The sequence below is a fragment of the Paracoccus maritimus genome, assembly GCF_025195095.1.
Classification (GTDB): domain Bacteria; phylum Pseudomonadota; class Alphaproteobacteria; order Rhodobacterales; family Rhodobacteraceae; genus Paracoccus; species Paracoccus maritimus.
Map to the genome: position 1 here is coordinate 1 of NZ_JANAVZ010000014.1, position 18,979 is coordinate 18,979.

An 18,979-nucleotide genomic window follows, 5' to 3' on the forward strand; every position below is an offset into this window, starting at 1 on the left:
CAGCCCCGCCAGCCGAAGGAGACTTTCGACGAATCCAGTCGTCTGTCGCAATGGCATGCCGAACAGCACCTTCATCGTCAGGCACGTCTGAATCGCCGCATCGCTGAAGCTCGGCTGCCGCCCACGCTTTCCGGTCGGAGGTGGTCTCCACACCATGTCAGGATCAAACCACACCGTCAGCGACCCGCGCCGCCTCAGCGCCTCATTGTAAGCCGACCAGTTCGTGGTCCTATACCTCGTTGGGGCCCAACTGCTCGTGCCTCCCAGCTATCATGCTGGATTCATGTAGGGAATCCGTCGAACGATTTGTGAAACAAGGCCCCTTGGGTCTGAAGGACGGTCTTTAGAACGAACCCTCGTCTTGGTGGTCAAGTGTGATGGGCACACCGCTTCCCGCCCAGAACCGACTTGTTCGCGATATCTGCTGGGGCAATGCCGCGCGCCGCTTTCTGCCCGCCGTTCGCTAGTTCTGACCAGTCGGGACAGGCGAAAAGCCGTCCGCCCTGCATGTCTGGCGCAGGTTGGGGAACAGCGCCTGACAAGATCCGACTGACGGGCCAGACACTTGTTCAGGCCGCGAAGCCGTTCACGGCTCGACGATGGTTCCGCTGGTTTGGCCATTCGCGATTTCGATCCTGAACCCCGGCAACCACATGAACATCCTCTGACCCGGCAAAAGCACCGAGTCTGCCGCCCAGGTGGTGCGTATCGAACCGCCCCCGAATGGAAATCCGCTCGAGATGTCGCGCATGCCAGCCTCGCGCCTCCGAAAGGCATAGTCCAGCCGCAACGGTCCCTTGATCGGACCTTCCAGCGCGACCTTGATGACCCTGTCTCCCGCCAACTCCACGCCGAGTATCCGGTTCTTCTCGCGAGAGTGCAGCGAGAACCCGAGATTCTCGAATTTGTCAGCATGGGGATGAATGGCAAGCGGATCGTCGCAGCCGACCTCGATCATGACTTCCGATTCCGTCGCGCACCACCACCGCATCGGCATCGGCGGATTCCATCCAAGCCCGCTTTCCAGCGATTCGATCGCATGTGCGGCAAGTTCGCCGATCAACATCTTTGCCGCAGCATCGTGATGGACCGAATCTATCAGGGGATAGGGATACAATGGCCCCAGAAATTCAAGATTGTCGGCTGCTGCACCGGCGATATCCAGACAGGCCTGCCTGGAGAGCCAATCATTCCCATTGGCTTCGGCCCCGGTCCCTGCTGACTGCGTGAGCAACCATTTCGGCCGCAATCCGCAAGCGGCAAGGCGGTCATCGACATAAGACTTGGCCTCGAAGAACGCGGCCAGGTAATCCTGTCTCGGGGTCGTCCGGTCAGCCTCGCCATGGATGAAAAGGATATAGGCGTCTTCGGCGATGTATCCGTCTGCGCGGGCATGAGATGCCATTTCCTGCGCGCTGGCGCAGAGATCCTCGAGAATTGGCGACAGACTTCCGTCCGCCAGCCTGTAGATCCCTGTCACCACACCGTTGGGAGCCGGCTTCCCGACCAGCCTGGCCCCACCGCGCGCAAATACACGGGCATAGACCCGATCATAGCTCAACCGATCCAGCAAGATGCTTCCGGCAACATGTAGAAGCGAGCAGTTGCGATGATCGTGTTCGGCCAGCGGGTGGAAGGTTCCCAGATCGGCCGCCGAAAGCCGTTTCCCGTCCCGGTGAAACATTCCGACGGCATCTTTGACACTTCCATCGGGCAGATAGGCAGGGCCTCGCAGGCCGGTGCCCCGCGTGGTGGTCAGAACGCGCCTGTCGGCCAGCAAGGCCGCATCGGGCCGAGGACCGGCGATGAAGCCATCGGCATTCGACTGTCCGTAGGTAAGAAGCAGAAGTGACCGATCGGGCACGCGGTGTGACGGCTGCATGATGTCTGCGCAGGGCTCTCTGATTGGCTCCGCGCGGCCTGTCAGGACGCGCTCGACATGATCTCGGGAAAACGAAGATGCAGGCTGCGGGCGATCTGCGGCCTGTTCGCGGTCTTCAGATAGGCCTCGAATCTGCGCAGCCGCTCGGGGTGACGCGAGCCGGCGATGCGCAGGGCGACCCCGTTCAGGTACCACGGGATATTCCTGCCCTGCCGATAATGACGGTAAAATCCGGCTTCAGTCAGTTTATCCTCAACCGCCTCGCGCACAACGGTACTCAGCATGTCGGCCCGGCGCAGGAACAGTGCGGTCTTGTGATCGGCATATCGGGCGCGCAGGTGACGGATATTCTCGCCCTCGAACCGGTTTGCGTGCTGCAGATCCGCCTCCATCGCGGGATCGTAGATCAGCCAGACCTTTCCTGCCGCCTTCGCGCCTTCGGCTCCGTCGTGAAACGGGCCAGTCCAGTCTGCCTTGCGGCCAGCGGCAAAACGCTTTTCCCACGGCACCAGCTTCTTCTTCAGCGTCGATTGCGGCGAGAACGCGACGACCGTGCATCCAGGGGCAAGCGGGGCAAGTGCCGTCGCCGCATAGGCCCCCATCGACGTGCCGATCATCGTCACCCTGTCGAAATCACGGAAGAACCCGTCCTTCGCAAGCCGCTGCAGATGCTCCAGCATCGCACGCTCGCGGAACCAGTTCGGCGCATAGGCGAATACGCCCAGATGTGACCAGCCGTTCTTGCGGATGAACCCGTAGCCCCAGCTTTCGCGATCAACCTGATCGATATTCGCTGCAGACAGGTTGTCGAAACTGATCACCAGATCGCGCGACCCGCGATCAACGAAATGCAGCCCCGTCTGATCGAAGGATTGAAAGAACCCCCGATGCGACGGGCCGGCACGCAGGTCGACGAGCCAGCTTGGCGCAGCCTGCACCGAGATCGCCTGATCTTCGGGGCCATCCGTCAAGGCCTCTTCGTCGGCGTTCTTGGCGCGCTCTGCCATCCGAGGAGGTGGGGGTGCCGGCGCCTTTCGTTCGGGCGGCATCATGCGCAGTTGGCCGGTCTGTCCCGGCTTCTTGCGCAAGGCCGCCAAACGATCCTGCTGAGCCTGGATCTCGGCCTGGACGATTTGCGGGTCGAACAGGCGCCTGTAGTCTTCGGGCGCTTCCGTCCGCAAACGCTGCGTCAACTGCGCGATCTGGTCTGAATACACCTTGCGCGCGGTCCGAACCATCTGCGACAGGCCGGAAACCTGCGCTTCCAGTCGCGCGATCTCGGCCTGAACCGGCTGGACCCAGGGCGCCATGCCGTCGTCGCGTTCGAAATTGCTGTTGTATTTGTCGAAGTAGTCCAGATTGATCCGTTCGGCGTTCGAACTGTTGGCGGTGCCGCGCCACCGCTTCATCAGAAAGACCTCGTGCGAACGGATCATGTAATGATTGACCTGAGCGAGGTCATAGCTGACTAACTGCGGCGGCATGCACCAACGGCCACGCAAGAAATCCTTGGTGACGTCCGTTCCCCCACCGTTAACAAAAAGGACAGGGTTTCGATCGTTTCCTGACGTGCCTTTGTAAACGGGCCGATGAATGCCGAAGCGCTGCACAAGATCGGGGCGAAACAGCGTCTTTATCGCCAGATGATTGGGACTGCAGGCAAAGTCCTTCGGCGCCGCAAATCGGAACGCGTCGATCTGTAGCGTGTCGTCAAAATCCACGATCCCACCAGAACCGAACACTCTCCATTGCACGCCTATGGCATCGGTTCTGTCAGGCAGCGCCGCGAACAGAGATTCAAGCGTAGCCTCGCCAGTGTGGATTTCAAGAAACTCGTCCCCATCGATAACTAGTATCCAGTCGGACTCCCGCACCAAGTCCATAGCGTTTGCGCGGGTATAAGCTCGCATCTGAGGATCTGGGGGCAGATCCTCCGGTACTTCGGTGTTGTCAAAGTGATTGATCAATCCAGCCGCGTCCAGCGCTTGCAGGATTTCATGTGTTCCGTCTGTGCAGTCGTTCGAGAAGATGACGAAGCGATTGAAGCCGACCAAGCGATGATATGCGAGCCATTCCAGAAAGAACGGCGCCTCGTTCTTCACCGTGCAGACGATGGTCCGGATTCTGTCGCCGCTGCGTCTGATCTGCGCTGTGTTCTCGTCGCCTGTCACATTCTTCCTTTCGTCCGTCATCACCGTCGCAGGATCATATTGATCAAGGCAGAATCCGTCCAGCCGACGCCCGGATGAACGGCGGCTGCGGTCTTCTCAATCAATTTCCGCCATGATCTCGGCCGCCTCGGCACTGTCGGGTTCGACCTCCAGCCATCGCGTGCAGGCGCGGGCTGCCTCAACAGGTCTGTCAAGCCGGATGCACAGCCTTGCAAGCTGACGCAGTCGCGCGGGCCTTGCCTGTCTTGGAAACATGTTGATCGAACGTTCGAAAAGACGGATGGCGGTGTCGTAGTCGCCCGCCAACTGCTCCAGCCTGGCCAGTCCCAGCACGAGCGCGCGGCCCCTTGGATTGGCCTTGTAGGCCTGGCGCAGCATCATAAGCGCCTCATCAGACCTGCCAAGGCGATTGAGGCCGTCGGCCAGATCCGCCAGAAACTCGGGATTGTCGGGAAAGTGCTGCAAAGCCTGTTCTGACAGCGCGACAAGATCGTCCCAGTTCCGTTGCCGCTTGGCGCGGGCCAGCGCCATCTGGAAATAGCGCCGCTCGGTGCATCCCATGCCTGCCAGACGGTCAAGGATGTCGAAGGTCGCCTCGTGCCCATGTTGCCGCTGCAGCATCTGCGCGTATTGCAGCAGACCGTTCGGACGCGCCTCGGGTGCGCGCAAGATGTCGGCCATCAATCGAGTCGCCTCCACCACCTGAGGGTGGGACTGGTCGAAGGCGAAGTTCGACGGATAATCGTTGTCGCCGATCTCCAGCACCAACCCGTCCGGATATGCCGCAAGAGACAGCACCTTCTTCGCGATGTCGCGGATCGGAGCATCCGGGAAATGGATGGCGATCTCGCGGTGGTCCATCTGCACGAACACGTCATGGATCAGGCTGCGATCCTCGGGCCAGCCTTCGATGACCACGATGCCGCCCGTTCCCGCCTGCAAGATCGCCCCTGACAGGATGTCGGGGTCGTTCGCCTGATGTCCCGGCAGTGTTTGGGCGGCAATGCGACCCGTTCCCAAGGCCATCGCACGATGGTCGGCCACGCCGAGGGCCGGACCCGCCGGATCATGCTTTCGAAGCGCAAGGATGTTGTGAAATCGTTCGATCGCGGCCACGCCCGCCGAAATGCCGCTCTCCGGCATCGCCAGAAACAGCTTTCCCACCATCCCGACGCTGTTCGGATCTTCCAGCTCAAGCGAGCCGCCAAAGCGCGGAAAGAACGCGGTCTGGACGTCCTCGATGATATAGAACCCGCCGGGCTCAAGCGTGGGGAACAGCAAGCCGAAGCTTTCGACGACATGTTCGTTGCGGTGACTGCCATCATCGAGAATGATGTCGTAGGGGCCGTGATCCGCGACGGTGCCGGTCAGAAAATCTGGGTCGACCTGACTGCCCTGCAGGATCCTGACGCGCGGTCCCAGATCCATCGACTTTCGCTGGATGTCTATCCCGGTGATCTCGCCGTTCGGGAAATAGTCGCGCCAGACTTCAAGGGATTCGCCTCCACGATCCTCATCGCCATAGCCGCCCACCCCGATCTCGAGCATTCGCAGGGGGCGATCTTTCCATTCGTTCAAAAGCTTGTGGTAGGCGGGCGTATAGTCGTGAAAACCAAATTTGTCGGTTCCGTAAAGAATGGCCAGACGTGACAGCGGATCTTGCATTCAACCCTCATGGTTGCCCATCGTGAATTGCCCGAGACATGCCCGACAGCGTATCGTCCAACAGTTAGGCCAAGGCTTCGACGGCGTGCAAGGTCTTTCGGCACGATTATGTGTTTGCCGTTTTTGGTCGTAATTGTTTTCGGTTTATTCTTTTGTTGTCTGTATAGCGGTTATGACTGCTGCGTTGATGATGTCTTTTGTTGTGCATCCGCGCAACAGGTCGTTTGCAGGTTTTGCGAGGCCCTGCAAGATGGGGCCGATGGCGGTGAGGCCGGCGAGGCGTTGGGTGATCTTGCAGCCGATATTGCCCGAGGCCAGGTTGGGAAAGATGAAGACATTGGGGCGCCCGGTCAGCCCGCTGCCGGGGCCCTTTCCCCCCGGATGGCGTCGTCCAGCGCGGCGTCGAACTGGATCTTGCCATCGACTTCCAGATCGGGTTGGGGCGTTCTGCAACCTCCTTGTCGGCCTTGCGTGGGACTAGGGCCCGGACAAGATCGCGCATTCTCAGGACGCCGACCTGCTGACCGTCCTGCATCACCCGGTGGTGGTTCGTGGTAGCGCCCTGTGACAGCGCGATCACCGATTCCAGCGTGTCGTTGAAATCGGCTTCGCCGGTGATCTCATCCGGCATATGGGTCGTCTTTTCCATGATGAAACGAACCCGCAGCACCCGTGCCCGGTTGATGTCACTGACGAAGGCCTCGAAATAGGGATCGTTCGGGTAGAGAAAGATGTTCTGCGGCTCGCCCTGCTGTACCACGAAGCCCTCCTTCAGGATCACCAGGTGGTCGGCCAGCTTCAGGGCCTCGTCCAAGTCGTGAGTGATGAACACAACTGTCTTGGACAGTTCGGCCTGCAACTCGATCAGCAGGCCCTGCATATCCGTACGGATCGAGGGCCGAGAGTGCCTCGTCCATCAGCATAATGTCGGAATTCGAGGTCACGGCCCGGGCGATCCCGACCCGCTGCTGCATGCCGCCTGAAAGCTGTGCGGGATACTGCGCCCCCTGACCCTCCAGACCGACGCGATTCAGCCTTCAACGCCTCGTCGGCGTATTGCCGCTGGCTTTTCCCCGCGATCGTCCAAGACATGCCGCTGTTCTGCATGACCGTACGGTGGGGCAGTAGGGCAAATTTCTGGAACACAATCGACATGTCGTTCTGCCGAAGCCGCCGCAGGCGGCGCTCGCTGTAGTTGAGAATGTTGTCGCCGTTCACGATCGCCTCGCCGCCCGTAGGCTCGATCAGCCGGTTGAGATGCCGGATCAGGGTGGATTTCCCTGACCCCGACAGTCCCATGATGACGGTGGTCTTGCCCGTCGGCATGTCGATATTGATGTCGTTCAGCCCGATCACATGGCCGGTCTCGCGCTGCAGTTCGGCCTTGCCCATGCCGTCGCGCATCTTTTTCAGCGCGGTCCTCGGGTCCTTCCCGAAGATCTTGTACAGGTTGCGCACCGAGATCTTGATATCGTCGCTCATGATTTCTGCTCCACGTTGATCCGCGCAAGCGCAGCCTTCGTGACCCGGTCGAGGATGATCGCAAGCAGCACGATACCAGGCCCGGACAGCAGCCCGACGCCCAGTTCCAGACTGCGGATGTCGCGCAGGACCAGAACGCCCAGCCGACCTTTCAAAGGCTCCAGATCTGTGCGACGAGTTCCAAAGCCAATTCGATGCTTGGTTCTCTCCGGCGATTTGCAAGCGAAAGAAAGCCAAGCGTTGTCTCAACTGCGGCGTGATCCACCACAACCAAACCGTGAACCTGCTGCTCATTCAAGGCCACGGATTCCCGGCATAGGCACAAGCCTACGCCGGAACGCACCATTGCAAGCATTGACGCCTCTTGATCTACCACCGCGACCTCGTTCTGCTTGATGCCAAGCGTAGCGAAGTGTCGATCCAGCAGGCGCCGATGCACAGATGCCTTTGGTGTGCCGATCCAGGGCAGACCCGCCAACTCCTTCCAGTCAAGCTGTGCCGTCCGGTTCTTCCAACCTGCAGGCGCTACAACACGATAATTGAATCGGGTTAGAACTGAGTGGTGGAATGGGGAACTGTTGCGCTCGGCCTCGTGTCCGGACGTCCATGGCCCATCAGCGGGATCCCCAAGGAAATAACCGGCATCGATTTCATCCCGCAAAAGGCGCACTGGAACGTCGCCGCTCATACCATGTGTCAGGTGGGTCCGCAGGTCAGGTGCCGCAGCGATTATGGCGCGCAAGAACTGCCCCAAGCGGATGAAATCCGGGTCGATCACGGTGCCGAGGCGCAGAGTGCCTCGAACCGTACCATTCATCCGGCGCGCGGTCAGGCGGAGATCATCCAGCGCCCCGAGGACGTGTTCGGCCTTCACAAGAAGCGCGGCGCCATCTTTGGTGAGATCGACCCCCTTCGCAGTTCGGGTGAACAAAGTCAGTCCCGTCGCTTCTGACAGGCGTTTCAGTTGCAGGCTGATCGCGGGCTGGGTCAAGCCAACAACGTCCGCTGCGCGAGAGACATTACCCTCACGTGCGACCGTGACGAAGGACTGAAGTGTCCGAAGATCGATAGGGTACTCCATATTAACTCAATTTATAATGCCTCGTTTGATTAGTCATTGGAAATAAGTGCAGCACTCCCGGTATCTCACCCAAGATCGTATCGGGAGGACGAAAATGACCATTACCGACATTGGGCACTACATCGCCGGACAGCGCGTCGCCGGGCAGTCGGGCCGGGCACAGGACGTCTACAACCCTGCGACCGGCGCTGTCACCGGACGCGTCGCATTGGCAGATGAAGCCGAGGTCGGCCGCGCCGTGGCGGCCGCGCAGGCGGCGTTTCCGGCATGGGCGGACATGCCGCCGATCCGGCGCGCCCGGCTGATGAACCGCTTCCTGAATCTGCTCAATCAGCACAAGGACGAGCTGGCACACGCCATTACAGCCGAGCACGGGAAGGTCTTCACTGACGCGCGAGGCGAAGTTGAGCGCGGCATCGACATCGTAGAGTTCGCCTGTGGTATACCCCAGCTTCTCAAGGGGCAGTTCACCGATCAGGTCTCAACCGGGATCGACAACTGGACGCTGCGCCAGCCGCTGGGCGTGTGCGCCGGCATCACCCCGTTCAACTTCCCGGTAATGGTGCCGATGTGGATGTTCCCGGTTGCCATCGCGGCCGGCAACACTTTCGTGCTGAAGCCCTCGCCAACCGATCCAACGCCGTCTCTGATGTATGCGGAACTTATGAAAGAAGCCGGCTTTCCGGACGGTGTCTTCAATGTCGTACAAGGCGACAAGTCCGCAGTGGATGCACTGTTGGAACATCCTGATGTGTGTGCTGTCTCCTTCGTCGGCTCGACGCCGATCGCGAATTACATTTACGAGACTGGCGCACGCCACGGTAAGCGTGTTCAGGCGCTCGGTGGGGCAAAGAACCACATGCTGGTCATGCCCGACGCCGACCTCGAAAAGGCGGTGGATGCGCTGATGGGCGCCGCCTACGGTTCGGCGGGCGAGCGTTGCATGGCGATTTCTGTCGCAACGCTGGTCGGCGATGTGGGCGACCGTCTCGTCCCGATGCTTGCCGAGCGCGCTCGGGAATTGAAGATCAAAAACGGTGTCGAGATGGATGCCGAGATGGGCCCGATCGTGACCGCCGCCGCGCGCGACCGGATCGCCGGCTATATCGAGCAGGGTGTGACTGAAGGCGCGACGCTGGTCGTTGACGGGCGGGGCCACAGCGTCGAGGGGCACGAGAACGGCTTCTGGATGGGCGGCACGCTGTTCGACAACGTCTCTCCAGAGATGACCATCTACCGCGAGGAAATCTTCGGGCCGGTTCTGTCATGCGTCCGGGTTGCCGATTTCGCCGAAGGTCTGGCGTTGATCAACGCGCACGAATACGGCAACGGGGTGAGCCTGTTCACCCGCGATGGCAATGTGGCGCGCGAGTTCGGGCGCAAGATCCAGGCCGGGATGGTTGGCGTGAACGTTCCGATCCCGGTCCCGATGGCCTGGCACGGCTTTGGCGGCTGGAAGAAAAGCCTGTTCGGCGACACCCACACCTATGGCGAAGAGGGAGTGCGCTTCTACACGAAACAGAAGTCCATCATGCAGCGCTGGCCGGAAAGCATCTCGAAAGGTGCCGAGTTCGCCATGCCCGTCTCTCGCTGAGCGGAAGCAGGAGCGATGCCCAGAGATCCGTTCGACTATATCATCGTGGGCGCCGGTACCGCCGGCTGCTTGCTTGCAAACCGCCTCAGCGCCGATCCGACGAAATCGGTGCTGCTGCTGGAGGCCGGAAAGAAGGATAACTACCTCTGGATCCATGTCCCGGTGGGTTATCTTTACTGCATCGGCAACCCGCGCACGGACTGGATGTTTCAGACCGAGCCCACAGCTGGCCTGAACGGCCGATCGCTACGCTATCCGCGCGGAAAGACCCTTGGCGGCTGTTCCTCGATCAACGGCATGATCTACATGCGCGGTCAGGCCCGCGACTATGACAACTGGGCCGCGCTGACCGGGGATGAAGACTGGTCCTGGGACAAATCCCTGCCGGACTTCAAGGCGCACGAACATCATTACAAGCTGGATGGGGGCGCCGATCCGAAGATAGGCGACAATAGCCGCTTCTCGGATCTGCATGGCGGCGATGGCGAGCTGCGGATCGAAAAGCAGCGGCTGCGTTGGGATCTGCTGGAAGCCTTCGCCAAGGCCGCCAACGAGGCCGGAATTGAAAGCACCGACGATTTCAACAGCGGTGACAATGCCGGTGTCGGATATTTCGAGGTCACGCAGAAATCCGGCTGGCGCTGGAACAGCTCGAAGGCCTTCCTGCGGCCCGCCAGGGACCGCAAGAACCTGACGGTCTGGACCGAAAGCCATGTCGAGCGTCTGGTGGTCGAGACCGCCGAGGACGGCACAAAGCGCTGTGTCGGCGCGGTCGTGCGGCGCGGCGGCGATGCCGTCACCGTGCGGGCCAGCCGCGAGGTGATCCTGTCGGCGGGAGCGATCGGATCGCCCCATATCCTGCAGCTGTCGGGTATCGGCCCCGCGCCATTGCTGAAGTCGCACGGGATCGAGGTCTTGAAGGACATGCCGGGAGTCGGCGAGAACCTGCAGGATCACCTGCAGATCCGCGCGATCTACAAGGTCGAGAACGCCAAAAGCATGAACACGATGGCGAACTCGCTTGTGGGCAAGGCCAAGATCGGTCTGGAATATGTCCTGAAACGATCCGGCCCGATGAGCATGGCCCCCAGCCAGTTGGGCGCCTTCACCCGCTCGGACCCGTCGCGGCCCCATGCGAATCTGGAATACCATGTTCAGCCGCTGAGCCTGGATGCCTTTGGCGAGGATCTGCACCCGTTCCCGGCCATGACGGCCAGCGTGTGCAACCTGAACCCGACCTCGCGCGGGCATGTGCGCATCAAGTCGAACCGCGTGGAGGACGCGCCCAAGATCGCGCCGAACTATCTGGCCACCGACGAGGACCGGCTGATCGCCGCGCAAAGCCTCAAGCAGGTCCGAGAGATCATGGCCAAGCCCGCCATGGCCCGGTTCAAGCCGACCGAGTGGAAACCGGGCGTCCAGTTCCAGACTGACGAGGATCTGGCCCGGCTGGCAGGTGACATCGCCAACACGATCTTTCACCCGACGGGCACCGCCCGGATGGGGCGGGCCGAAGATCCGGGCGCGGTCGTCGATACGCATCTGCGGGTGCATGGGATCAAGGGTCTGCGCGTCGTCGATGCCAGCGTCATGCCCGAGATCGTCAGCGGAAACACCAATGCGCCGACGCTGATGATCGCGGAAAAGGCCGCGCGCTGGATCCTGGCCGGATCGTAGGGCTTGCCAAGAACCCGGCCGGGTCTCTGGCCGAAGCAGACAGTCAAAACCGCGCCGGGAGGGCGGGAACCCTGGGAGGGGGATTATGGATCAAAACGTACCGGGAGGCGACCGGCTGGATCGCCGTGTGTTCTTTCCATCACTCATCGTGATCGCCTCGGTGATCGTGCCGCTGTTTCTGTTCCCCGAATCGGGACCGGCAGCCGTCAATGCGGCCTTTGCCTTTGCGACGGGCCAGTTTGGCTGGCTGTACCTGGCCGCCGGTCTGGGCGCGGTTGTCTTTCTGATTGGCCTGGCCTGCAGCCGCTTCGGCAATGTCCGCCTGGGCGGCCCCGATGATGCGCCCGAGTTCAGCTATTTCAGCTGGGTGGCGATGATCTTCTGCGGCGGCATCGGCATCGCCATCGTCAACTGGGCCTGGGTCGAGCCGATCTATTACCTGCAGGGCCCCCCGTTCGGCGTCGAGCCGATGTCGCCCGCGGCCGCCGAATGGGCGCTGACCTATGGCCAGTTCCACTGGGGTCTGACGCCCTGGGCCATCTATTGCCTGCCCTCGATCCCCATCGCCTATTCGATGTTCGTGCGCCGCAATCCCGGAGTGCGCCTGTCCGTCGCCGCAGGCGGCGTGCTGGGCCGGCATGTCGACAGCTGGGTCGGTGTCTTGCTGGATTCGGTCGTCGTCTTCGGCGTGGTGGGCGGCGTCGGCACCTCGCTCGGCCTGGCCGTGCCGCTGGTCTCGCGGCTTGTCGGCGGGCAGTTCGGCATCGAGCCCTCGCTTGGCCTCGATCTGACCATCCTGGCGATCTGGACGGCGATCTTCGGCGGCTCGGTCTGGTTCGGCCTGTCCAAGGGCATCAAGATCCTGTCGGACACGAACGTGGTTCTTGCCATCCTGCTGCTGGCCTTCACCTTCATCATCGGCCCCAAGATCTTCATCGTGAACGGCTGGGTGAACAGCCTCGGGCAGATGACATCCAGCTTCATCCATATGAGCACCTGGACCGATCCGGTCGGCGGCTCGTCCTTCTGGCGCGACTGGACCGTGTTCTATTGGGCTTGGTGGATTGCCTATGCGCCGATGATGGGCCTGTTCGTGGCGCGCATCTCTCGGGGGCGCACCATCCGTGAACTGATAGTGGCCGAACTGATCTGGGGTTCGCTTGGCTGCTGGGTGTTCTTCGCGATCTGGGGCGGCTATGCGCTGAACCTGCAGGTCTCGGGCACGCTGGATGTCGCTGCGATCCTTTCGGCCGAGGGCATTCCCGCTACGGTTCAGGCGATCCTGGGCACGATGCCGCTGTCTGGGCTGGTGACTCTGGTGTTCATCGCGCTGTGCTTCATCTTCCTGGCGACGACGCTTGACTCGGCGGCCTATGTGCTGGCCTCGGTCACCTCGCGCAAGCTTTCGGGCTATCAGGAACCCAAGCGCAGCCTGCGCATGGCCTGGGCGCTGATCCTTGCCGCGGTCGGGATCGTGCTGATCCAGCTGGGCGGGCTGAAACCGGTGCAGACCTCGACCATCGTCGTGGCGCTGCCGCTGATCCCAGTGCTGGTCATCATGTGCATCTCGTTGCTACGCTGGCTGCGGCAGGATTTCGGCGCCGATGAAAACCTGCGCCACCTGGTCGCGAAGCGGCCCGGCGCACGCGCCGACTGACAAGCCGCGCCCCGGCGGCCCCACGCCGCCGGTGCGCCCATCCCGCCAAGACAGACATCCAACGCTTTTACTTCCCGAGGCACCCATGTCGACCAACCAGCCTTCCCTTCTTCCCCTCAAGGGCCTCAAGGTCATCGATTTCGGACAGTATATCGCCGGTCCCGCCGTGGGGATGATCCTGGGCGATCTGGGCGCGACGGTGGTCCATGTGGACCCGCCCGGCGGCCCGATGTGGGTCAGCCCTGCCAATGCCACGCTGAACCGCAACAAGATGATCGTGACGATCAACCTGAAGACACCCGAAGGTCTGGCCCAGGCCATGGATCTGGTGTCCGAGGCCGATGTTGTCATCGACGGCTTCCGCCCCGGCGTGATGAAGCGGCTTGGCCTGGACTGGTCCCAGATCCGCAGGGACCGCCCCGAGCTGGTCACGCTGTCGATTCCGGGCGTTGCCTCGAACGACACGCTGCGGCGCGACTGGCGGGCCTTTGAAAGCATCATCGCCGCCAGTTCCGGCGTCTTCACCGACATGGGTCTGAACCGTGTGCTGATGGGGGTGAACCCGTCCTTTTCGCCGCTGCCGCTGTCCTCGGCCTATGGCACCATGCTGGCCGCGTCCGCCGTCGTGCTGGCGCTTCAGGCGCGAGAGAGCACCGGAACCGGAGACGAGATCGAAGTGCCGCTGGCCTCGGCGGTGATGGAGGGACTGTCCTACAACTCGATCCACATCCAGGGCTATCCCGAGCGCTACAAGACCCAACGCGAATCCGAGATCGAGCGGCGGCGCACCGAAGGCCTGCCGATGAACGTCACCTATGAGGAGCTGCAAGAGTTCCTCGACCCGTTCTATCGGTCCTACAAGTGCAAGGACGGGCGCATGTTCTATGTCGTCTGCCCCAGCCACAAGCATCATGCCAAGCGCTGCCTCAAGGTGCTGGGCATCTATGACGATCTGGTCGCCGAGGGGCTGAGCGAGGAAGAGGACACCTATCTGCCGGTGTCCGAATGGCGCTCGGACGTTTCACTGGGGGTCTATCCGATGCCCAAGCTGTGGGCCGACAGGATCGCCGCGCGCATGAAAGAGGTCTTTCTGACCCGCACCGCCAAGGAATGGGAAAAGATCTTTGGGCGCGGCAAGTTCCCCGGCGCGCCGCAGCGCTGGCTGCAGGAATGGATCAACGACGACCACGCCGAGACCTCGGGGCTGATGATCGAGGTCAACGATGCCGAATACGGCGTCATGACCCAGCCCGGCCCGATGGTCTGGCTGACCGAAAGCGGCGAAGAGATGCTGGCGCCTACCCCCCGCCGTTGGGTCGGCGTCGAGGATGCGCTGCGCGCCCTGCGCCGGATGCCCACCAAGCTGCCCCGCCCCACCGCCAGCCGCGGCAAGGCCGGATGGCTGGACGGGGTGCGCATCCTGGACATGTGCAACGTGATCGCCGGGCCGCATTCGGCCTCGTACCTGTCGCGCTTCGGTGCCGAGGTCATCAAGATCGACCCGGCCAAGCCGAATTACGACTGCTGGAACACGGTAATCTTCAGCCTGTCGCATGGCCGCGGGAAACGCTCGATTCTGGCCGACATCTCGTCCAGCGAGGGCCGCGAGGTCTTTGAAAAGCTGGTGGCTTCGGTCGATATCATCGTGTGGAACGCGCCGGATCGGCAGGTCGAGGCGATAGGCCTGGACGCCGAGAGCCTCAAAAAGCTGAATCCCGACGCGATCTTCTGCCAGCTGGACTGCTTCAGCGGCGTGCGCAACGGGCCACGCACGAACTATCTGGGCTATGACGATCTGGTGCAGGCCACGACGGGCATTATGCTGCGCTTCGGCGGCGGCATGGACACACCCGAAGAGCACGCGCATGTCGGAACGATCGACGTGATGTGCGGTTTTGGCGCGGCGCTTGGCATAGCCGCGGCGCTTTACCAGAAGCTCAAGTTCGGGCGCATCGGGCGGCCGCGCACCTCGCTGTCGGCACTGTCGGGCCTTGCCCAGATCCCGTTTTGCTACGACTACGAACGCCGCCCGCTGTTTGACGAACCCTCGGGCCGCGAAGCCAACGGGTTCGGCCCGCTGGAACGGTTCTATTACACCGCCTCGGACCGGTTCATCCTGCTGTGCGCCACCGAGGCGGACCTGACCAAGCTGAACGCGGTCGAGGGGCTGGAAGGCATCGTCGATGTTCCACCGGACGAGCGCGCGGCCTTCCTGGCGACCGCCTTCATGAGCGCGCGCGCCGAGGACTGGACCGAGCGTCTGGTGGCCGCCGATATCGGCGCCACGGTCTGCGAGAACATCGAATCGATCCGTTCCTATGACAGTCGCCCGGCCGATGGCAAACCCGGCATCGACAATGGCAGCTATGCGTTCTCGGTCTATGAGGACCATCCCAGTGGCCATGTCATCACCCAGCTGGACCCCTTCGCGATCCGCCCAGTGGATGCCCAGATCTACGCGCTGGAACCCGCCGAGAAATTCGGCGCCTCGACCCGATCCATCCTGCAGGATCTGGGCTATGCCGAAGCAGAGATCGACCGCATGATCCAGGGCGGTCAGGTCAGCGAAAGCTGGAGTCGGGAATACCTGCCCAGCTGACGCGGCCCCATGGACCGCGCCCGCGGCGGGTCAGCCGCTGCGGGCGCTCTGCATCATTCAAACGGAGGGACATGCCCATGTACGATGCGATCGTGATCGACCAGGGGGCGTCGGGTCAACAGGTCGAAAGACGCCAGATCGGATTCGGCGACCTGCAGCCGGGCGACGTGACCGTGGATGTCACTTGGTCCACCCTGAACTACAAGGACGCGCTGGCGATCACTGGCAGTGCGCCTGTAGTGCGCAGCTTCCCGTTGGTACCGGGAATTGACTTTGCCGGGATAGTCGCGGAAAGCCGCCACCCGGATTATACTCCTGGAGACCGGGTCATCCTGAATGGCTGGGGCGTTGGCGAAAAGCACAACGGCGGACTTGCAGCCCGCGCGCAAGTCAACGGTGATTGGCTGGTTCGCCTCCCCACGGCTCTTACCGAGAGGCAGTCAATGGCCATCGGCACCGCCGGTTACACCGCCATGTTGTGCGTAATGGCACTTGAGGAGCAGGGTTTCACCCCTGACCGCGGCGAGATCGTCGTCACGGGGGCGACTGGCGGGGTTGGCAGCGTCGCCACTGCGCTGTTGGCCGCACGTGGCTATCGCGTTGCCGCAGTGACCGGCAGAGCAGGTGAAGCCGACTATCTCAAACGATTGGGCGCTGCCACAATTGTCGACCGTGCCGAGCTGCAAGGCAAGCTTCGACCGCTTAGCAAGGAGCGCTGGGCCGGCGGGGTGGATGTTGCTGGTGGTGCCGTCCTGGCGAACCTCCTGTCTATGATAACCTATCGTGGTGTCGTGGCAGCCTGCGGGCTGGCCGCGGGTATGGACCTGCCGTCTTCTGTCGCACCCTTTATTCTGCGTGGGGTCAGGCTGCTCGGCGTCGATAGCGTCATGTGCCCCAAGGCCGATCGCGAAGTTGCCTGGCGCCGGCTTTCCCAAGAGCTGGATCTCGAGCTGCTGGAGACGATGATCACCGAAATCCCCATGGACCAAGTGATTGAGACCGCCCCGGATTTCCTTGCAGGAAAGGTGCGAGGCCGTATCGTGGTTCCGATTCCGGGCTAGATGGAGATTCAATCAGTCCCCTATATGATGATGGTGTTGATTTCGGTTGATGCCTGAGGGCTCGCCCGGGGGCGAGTTTCCGGTTCAAAGCGTTCAGCGAAGTGTTTCAGGCGGATGGATTGTTTCCGGCAACCTGGCACCAGACGGCACCTGCCCAGACTGTGGAATGCATTCACAACGACGTCACCGTAGGCGGCGTCGGCGGCTATGCGGAGCGTGGTGTTGCCGTTGAGGACGGCGGCATGGATCTGGAGTGCAGCCGATCCAGTTGTCGGCGTGGCGGGGTTACCGATTTTCTGGTCCTGAATGGTGGCGGCACCCAGTGATTTTCAGCCGTTGATCACCTGCAGGACATAGAAGACCACCGCCGACAGAATCGCCGCCGCGGGCACGGTAATAATCCATGCCGCGGCGATCGTCATGACATGGACACGGCGCACAAGTTTGCGTCGGCGTCTTTCTTCGAGATTGACCAACGGAGCGTCCACGGCCAGCCGCGCGTTTCGTGCCCGACGTTCGGTATCCCACTCGCGGAAGAACCCGACGCCGAAGACAGCGCCGACGGCAATGTGGGTGGAACTGACCGGCAGTCCTAGCCAACTGGCGACGATGACCGTGATGGCCGCGGACAGGGCAACGCAATAGGCGCGCATCGGGTTCAGCTTGGTGATTTCCGATCCGACCATTCGGATAAGCTTAGGACCGAACAAGAACAGGCCGAAGCTGATGCCGAAGGCACCGATCAGCATGACCCAGCTTGGGATGCTGACAGAATCGCTCACATCGCCCGACGCGACCGTCTGCACGATGGCGGCAAGCGGACCGACCGCATTGGCAACGTCGTTGGCACCATGGGCGAAGCTTAGCAAGGCGGCCGAGGCAACCAGCGGAACCGCGAACAGCACCTTCAGGGACTTGTTGCGGTTTTCCAGCCCGCGCGCCTGTGCCGCAATGACGGGAATCATGAGCAACCAGATCGAGAGTCCGACCGCAGCGCCAATGACCACGGAATGCCCCAGCGAGATGTCGAACAGGTGCTTCAGCCCCTTCAGCGACAGATAGGCGGCAAATGTGCCTGCCATAAGTCCGACCAAGCCCGGCACCCAGCGTCGGGCAGCCGCGATCTTGTCGGGTTGGTGCACGATCCGTGCCTCGATGAACCACAGGAAACCGGCCGCGATTATGCCGCCCAGCAGCGGAGAGACGACCCAGCTTGCCGCGATAGTCCCGATCTTGACCCAGTTGACCGCGGCGAAACCGGCTGCGGCAATCCCGGCCCCCATGACTCCCCCAACGACCGAATGGGTCGTCGAGACCGGCGCCCCGATCCAGGTCGCAAGGTTCACCCACAGCGCCGACGACAGCAGCGACGCCATCATCGCCCAGACGAAGACCTCGCTGCTTTCCAGCGTGCCGGGGGCGATGATCCCCGTGGCGATGGTAGAGACGACATCGCCACCTGCGATCAGCGCGCCGGCGCTTTCAAAGATCGCGGCGATGACGATCGCGCCGCCCATGGTCAGGGCATTGGCGCCCACTGCGGGGCCCATGTTGTTTGCGACATCATTGGCGCCGATGTTCAGAGCCATATAGGCGCCAAAGGCGGCGGCCAGAACGACGATAAAACCTTGGCTGGACTGTCCAAGGAACAGCGCTGCCGCCATGCCGGCCAGAACGATGAAGACGAAGGCGATGCCAGGCCCGATCATCGGCCGCGCCACGTAGGCCGTCGCGAGTTCCAGATTCGAGAAGCGGCCCAGATCGCGGTCCAGCGTCTCAAGATGGCGGGCTTCGAAATCCTTGTCGGCCATGCCGTCCTCGTCGTTGGGTCGCGGTTTGACTATGCGGCTTTGCTTGACAGATCAACCGTCTGGGCGCATCGGCCGGTTTTCAGGCAACTGCCGTGTCAATCGGCATTGAATCGAGGGTCATCGCCATTCTGTGTGGCGTAGCGGCAGCATTCGCTTCCCGAGCAAGTCCGGCCCTGCTCTGCTGCAGATCGCTCGTTTTCTCGGCGAGAACCTGACTGATGCTTATCGAAGTGCTGGTGATGAGCGGCCCATCAATGCTTATGGGGCACAGCTTCAGCGCCAGCGACGTCTGACGTCGC

At 61.9% G+C, this 18,979-nt stretch carries 12 protein-coding genes and 4 pseudogenes; 6 read left to right on the forward strand and 10 right to left on the reverse strand.

Annotation, left to right across the window (positions count from 1 at the left end):
• The 9 genes and pseudogenes from MU516_RS17050 to MU516_RS17080 all read right to left on the reverse strand — a co-directional run.
• On the reverse strand, nucleotides 1-267 hold a 267-nt coding region (locus MU516_RS17050), incomplete at its 3' end, for a transposase (RefSeq protein ID WP_260278501.1).
• 319 nt (nucleotides 268-586) lie between these two features.
• Nucleotides 587-1,882 carry a hypothetical protein gene (locus MU516_RS17055; RefSeq protein WP_260278465.1) on the reverse strand — a complete coding sequence of 432 codons (1,296 nt, stop codon included), beginning with the start codon at nucleotides 1,880-1,882 and terminating at the stop codon, nucleotides 587-589.
• Between the two features lie 41 nt (nucleotides 1,883-1,923).
• Nucleotides 1,924-3,366 carry a hypothetical protein gene (locus MU516_RS17060; protein ID WP_260278466.1) on the reverse strand — a complete coding sequence of 481 codons (1,443 nt, stop codon included), beginning with the start codon at nucleotides 3,364-3,366 and terminating at the stop codon, nucleotides 1,924-1,926.
• A 111-nt stretch (nucleotides 3,367-3,477) separates the two neighbouring features.
• Nucleotides 3,478-4,074: pseudogene (locus tag MU516_RS19510) on the reverse strand (glycosyltransferase family 2 protein); the annotation flags it as partial.
• Between the two features lie 75 nt (nucleotides 4,075-4,149).
• Nucleotides 4,150-5,718 carry a tetratricopeptide repeat protein gene (locus MU516_RS17065; protein ID WP_260278467.1) on the reverse strand — a complete coding sequence of 523 codons (1,569 nt, stop codon included), beginning with the start codon at nucleotides 5,716-5,718 and terminating at the stop codon, nucleotides 4,150-4,152.
• 144 nt (nucleotides 5,719-5,862) lie between these two features.
• A pseudogene (locus MU516_RS17070) lies at nucleotides 5,863-6,167 on the reverse strand (phosphate acyltransferase); the annotation flags it as partial.
• 11 nt (nucleotides 6,168-6,178) lie between these two features.
• A pseudogene (locus tag MU516_RS17075) lies at nucleotides 6,179-7,200 on the reverse strand (ATP-binding cassette domain-containing protein); the annotation flags it as partial.
• A pseudogene (locus MU516_RS19515) lies at nucleotides 7,197-7,343 on the reverse strand (glycine/betaine ABC transporter permease); the annotation flags it as partial. The pseudogenes MU516_RS19515 and MU516_RS17075, both read right to left, overlap by 4 nt.
• Nucleotides 7,344-7,351: 8 nt before the next feature.
• Complete coding sequence (locus MU516_RS17080; protein WP_425606881.1) at nucleotides 7,352-8,281, reverse strand: LysR family transcriptional regulator; 930 nt, start codon at nucleotides 8,279-8,281, stop codon at nucleotides 7,352-7,354.
• A 94-nt stretch (nucleotides 8,282-8,375) separates the two neighbouring features.
• On the opposite strand from MU516_RS17080, the gene MU516_RS17085 reads away from it, so the two are divergent.
• From MU516_RS17085 to MU516_RS17110, 6 genes are all read left to right on the forward strand, one after another.
• A complete protein-coding gene (locus tag MU516_RS17085) occupies nucleotides 8,376-9,875 on the forward strand; it encodes a CoA-acylating methylmalonate-semialdehyde dehydrogenase (protein WP_425606882.1) in 1,500 nt (499 codons plus the stop codon).
• A gap of 15 nt (nucleotides 9,876-9,890) precedes the next feature.
• On the forward strand, nucleotides 9,891-11,552 hold the full coding sequence (locus tag MU516_RS17090) for a GMC family oxidoreductase (protein ID WP_260278468.1): 1,662 nt from the start codon (nucleotides 9,891-9,893) through the stop codon (nucleotides 11,550-11,552).
• An 85-nt stretch (nucleotides 11,553-11,637) separates the two neighbouring features.
• Nucleotides 11,638-13,209, forward strand: a complete 1,572-nt coding sequence (locus MU516_RS17095; protein ID WP_260278469.1) for a BCCT family transporter — start codon at nucleotides 11,638-11,640, stop codon at nucleotides 13,207-13,209.
• 85 nt (nucleotides 13,210-13,294) lie between these two features.
• Nucleotides 13,295-15,808 carry a CoA transferase gene (locus MU516_RS17100; RefSeq protein WP_260278470.1) on the forward strand — a complete coding sequence of 838 codons (2,514 nt, stop codon included), beginning with the start codon at nucleotides 13,295-13,297 and terminating at the stop codon, nucleotides 15,806-15,808.
• A 77-nt stretch (nucleotides 15,809-15,885) separates the two neighbouring features.
• Complete coding sequence (gene acuI / locus MU516_RS17105; protein ID WP_260278471.1) at nucleotides 15,886-16,869, forward strand: acrylyl-CoA reductase (NADPH); 984 nt, start codon at nucleotides 15,886-15,888, stop codon at nucleotides 16,867-16,869.
• A 119-nt stretch (nucleotides 16,870-16,988) separates the two neighbouring features.
• Nucleotides 16,989-17,195, forward strand: coding sequence for a hypothetical protein (locus tag MU516_RS17110; protein WP_260278472.1), 207 nt, complete (start codon nucleotides 16,989-16,991; stop codon nucleotides 17,193-17,195).
• Between the two features lie 3 nt (nucleotides 17,196-17,198).
• Here the strand turns inward: MU516_RS17110 and MU516_RS17115 are convergent, their stop codons facing one another.
• Entirely contained in the window at nucleotides 17,199-18,680 is a 1,482-nt protein-coding gene (locus MU516_RS17115; protein WP_260278473.1) for an inorganic phosphate transporter, read from the reverse strand.
• Nucleotides 18,681-18,979 lie beyond the last annotated feature (299 nt).

Coding starts and splice junctions, on each gene's coding strand:
- MU516_RS17055 (WP_260278465.1), bottom strand. CDS start 1,882: ATGCAGCCGTCACACCGCGTGCCCGATCGGTCACTTCTGCTTCTTACC.
- MU516_RS17060 (WP_260278466.1), bottom strand. CDS start 3,366: ATGCCGCCGCAGTTAGTCAGCTATGACCTCGCTCAGGTCAATCATTAC.
- MU516_RS17065 (WP_260278467.1), bottom strand. CDS start 5,718: ATGCAAGATCCGCTGTCACGTCTGGCCATTCTTTACGGAACCGACAAA.
- MU516_RS17080 (WP_425606881.1), bottom strand. CDS start 8,281: ATGGAGTACCCTATCGATCTTCGGACACTTCAGTCCTTCGTCACGGTC.
- MU516_RS17085 (WP_425606882.1), top strand. CDS start 8,376: ATGACCATTACCGACATTGGGCACTACATCGCCGGACAGCGCGTCGCC.
- MU516_RS17090 (WP_260278468.1), top strand. CDS start 9,891: ATGCCCAGAGATCCGTTCGACTATATCATCGTGGGCGCCGGTACCGCC.
- MU516_RS17095 (WP_260278469.1), top strand. CDS start 11,638: ATGGATCAAAACGTACCGGGAGGCGACCGGCTGGATCGCCGTGTGTTC.
- MU516_RS17100 (WP_260278470.1), top strand. CDS start 13,295: ATGTCGACCAACCAGCCTTCCCTTCTTCCCCTCAAGGGCCTCAAGGTC.
- acuI (WP_260278471.1), top strand. CDS start 15,886: ATGTACGATGCGATCGTGATCGACCAGGGGGCGTCGGGTCAACAGGTC.
- MU516_RS17115 (WP_260278473.1), bottom strand. CDS start 18,680: ATGGCCGACAAGGATTTCGAAGCCCGCCATCTTGAGACGCTGGACCGC.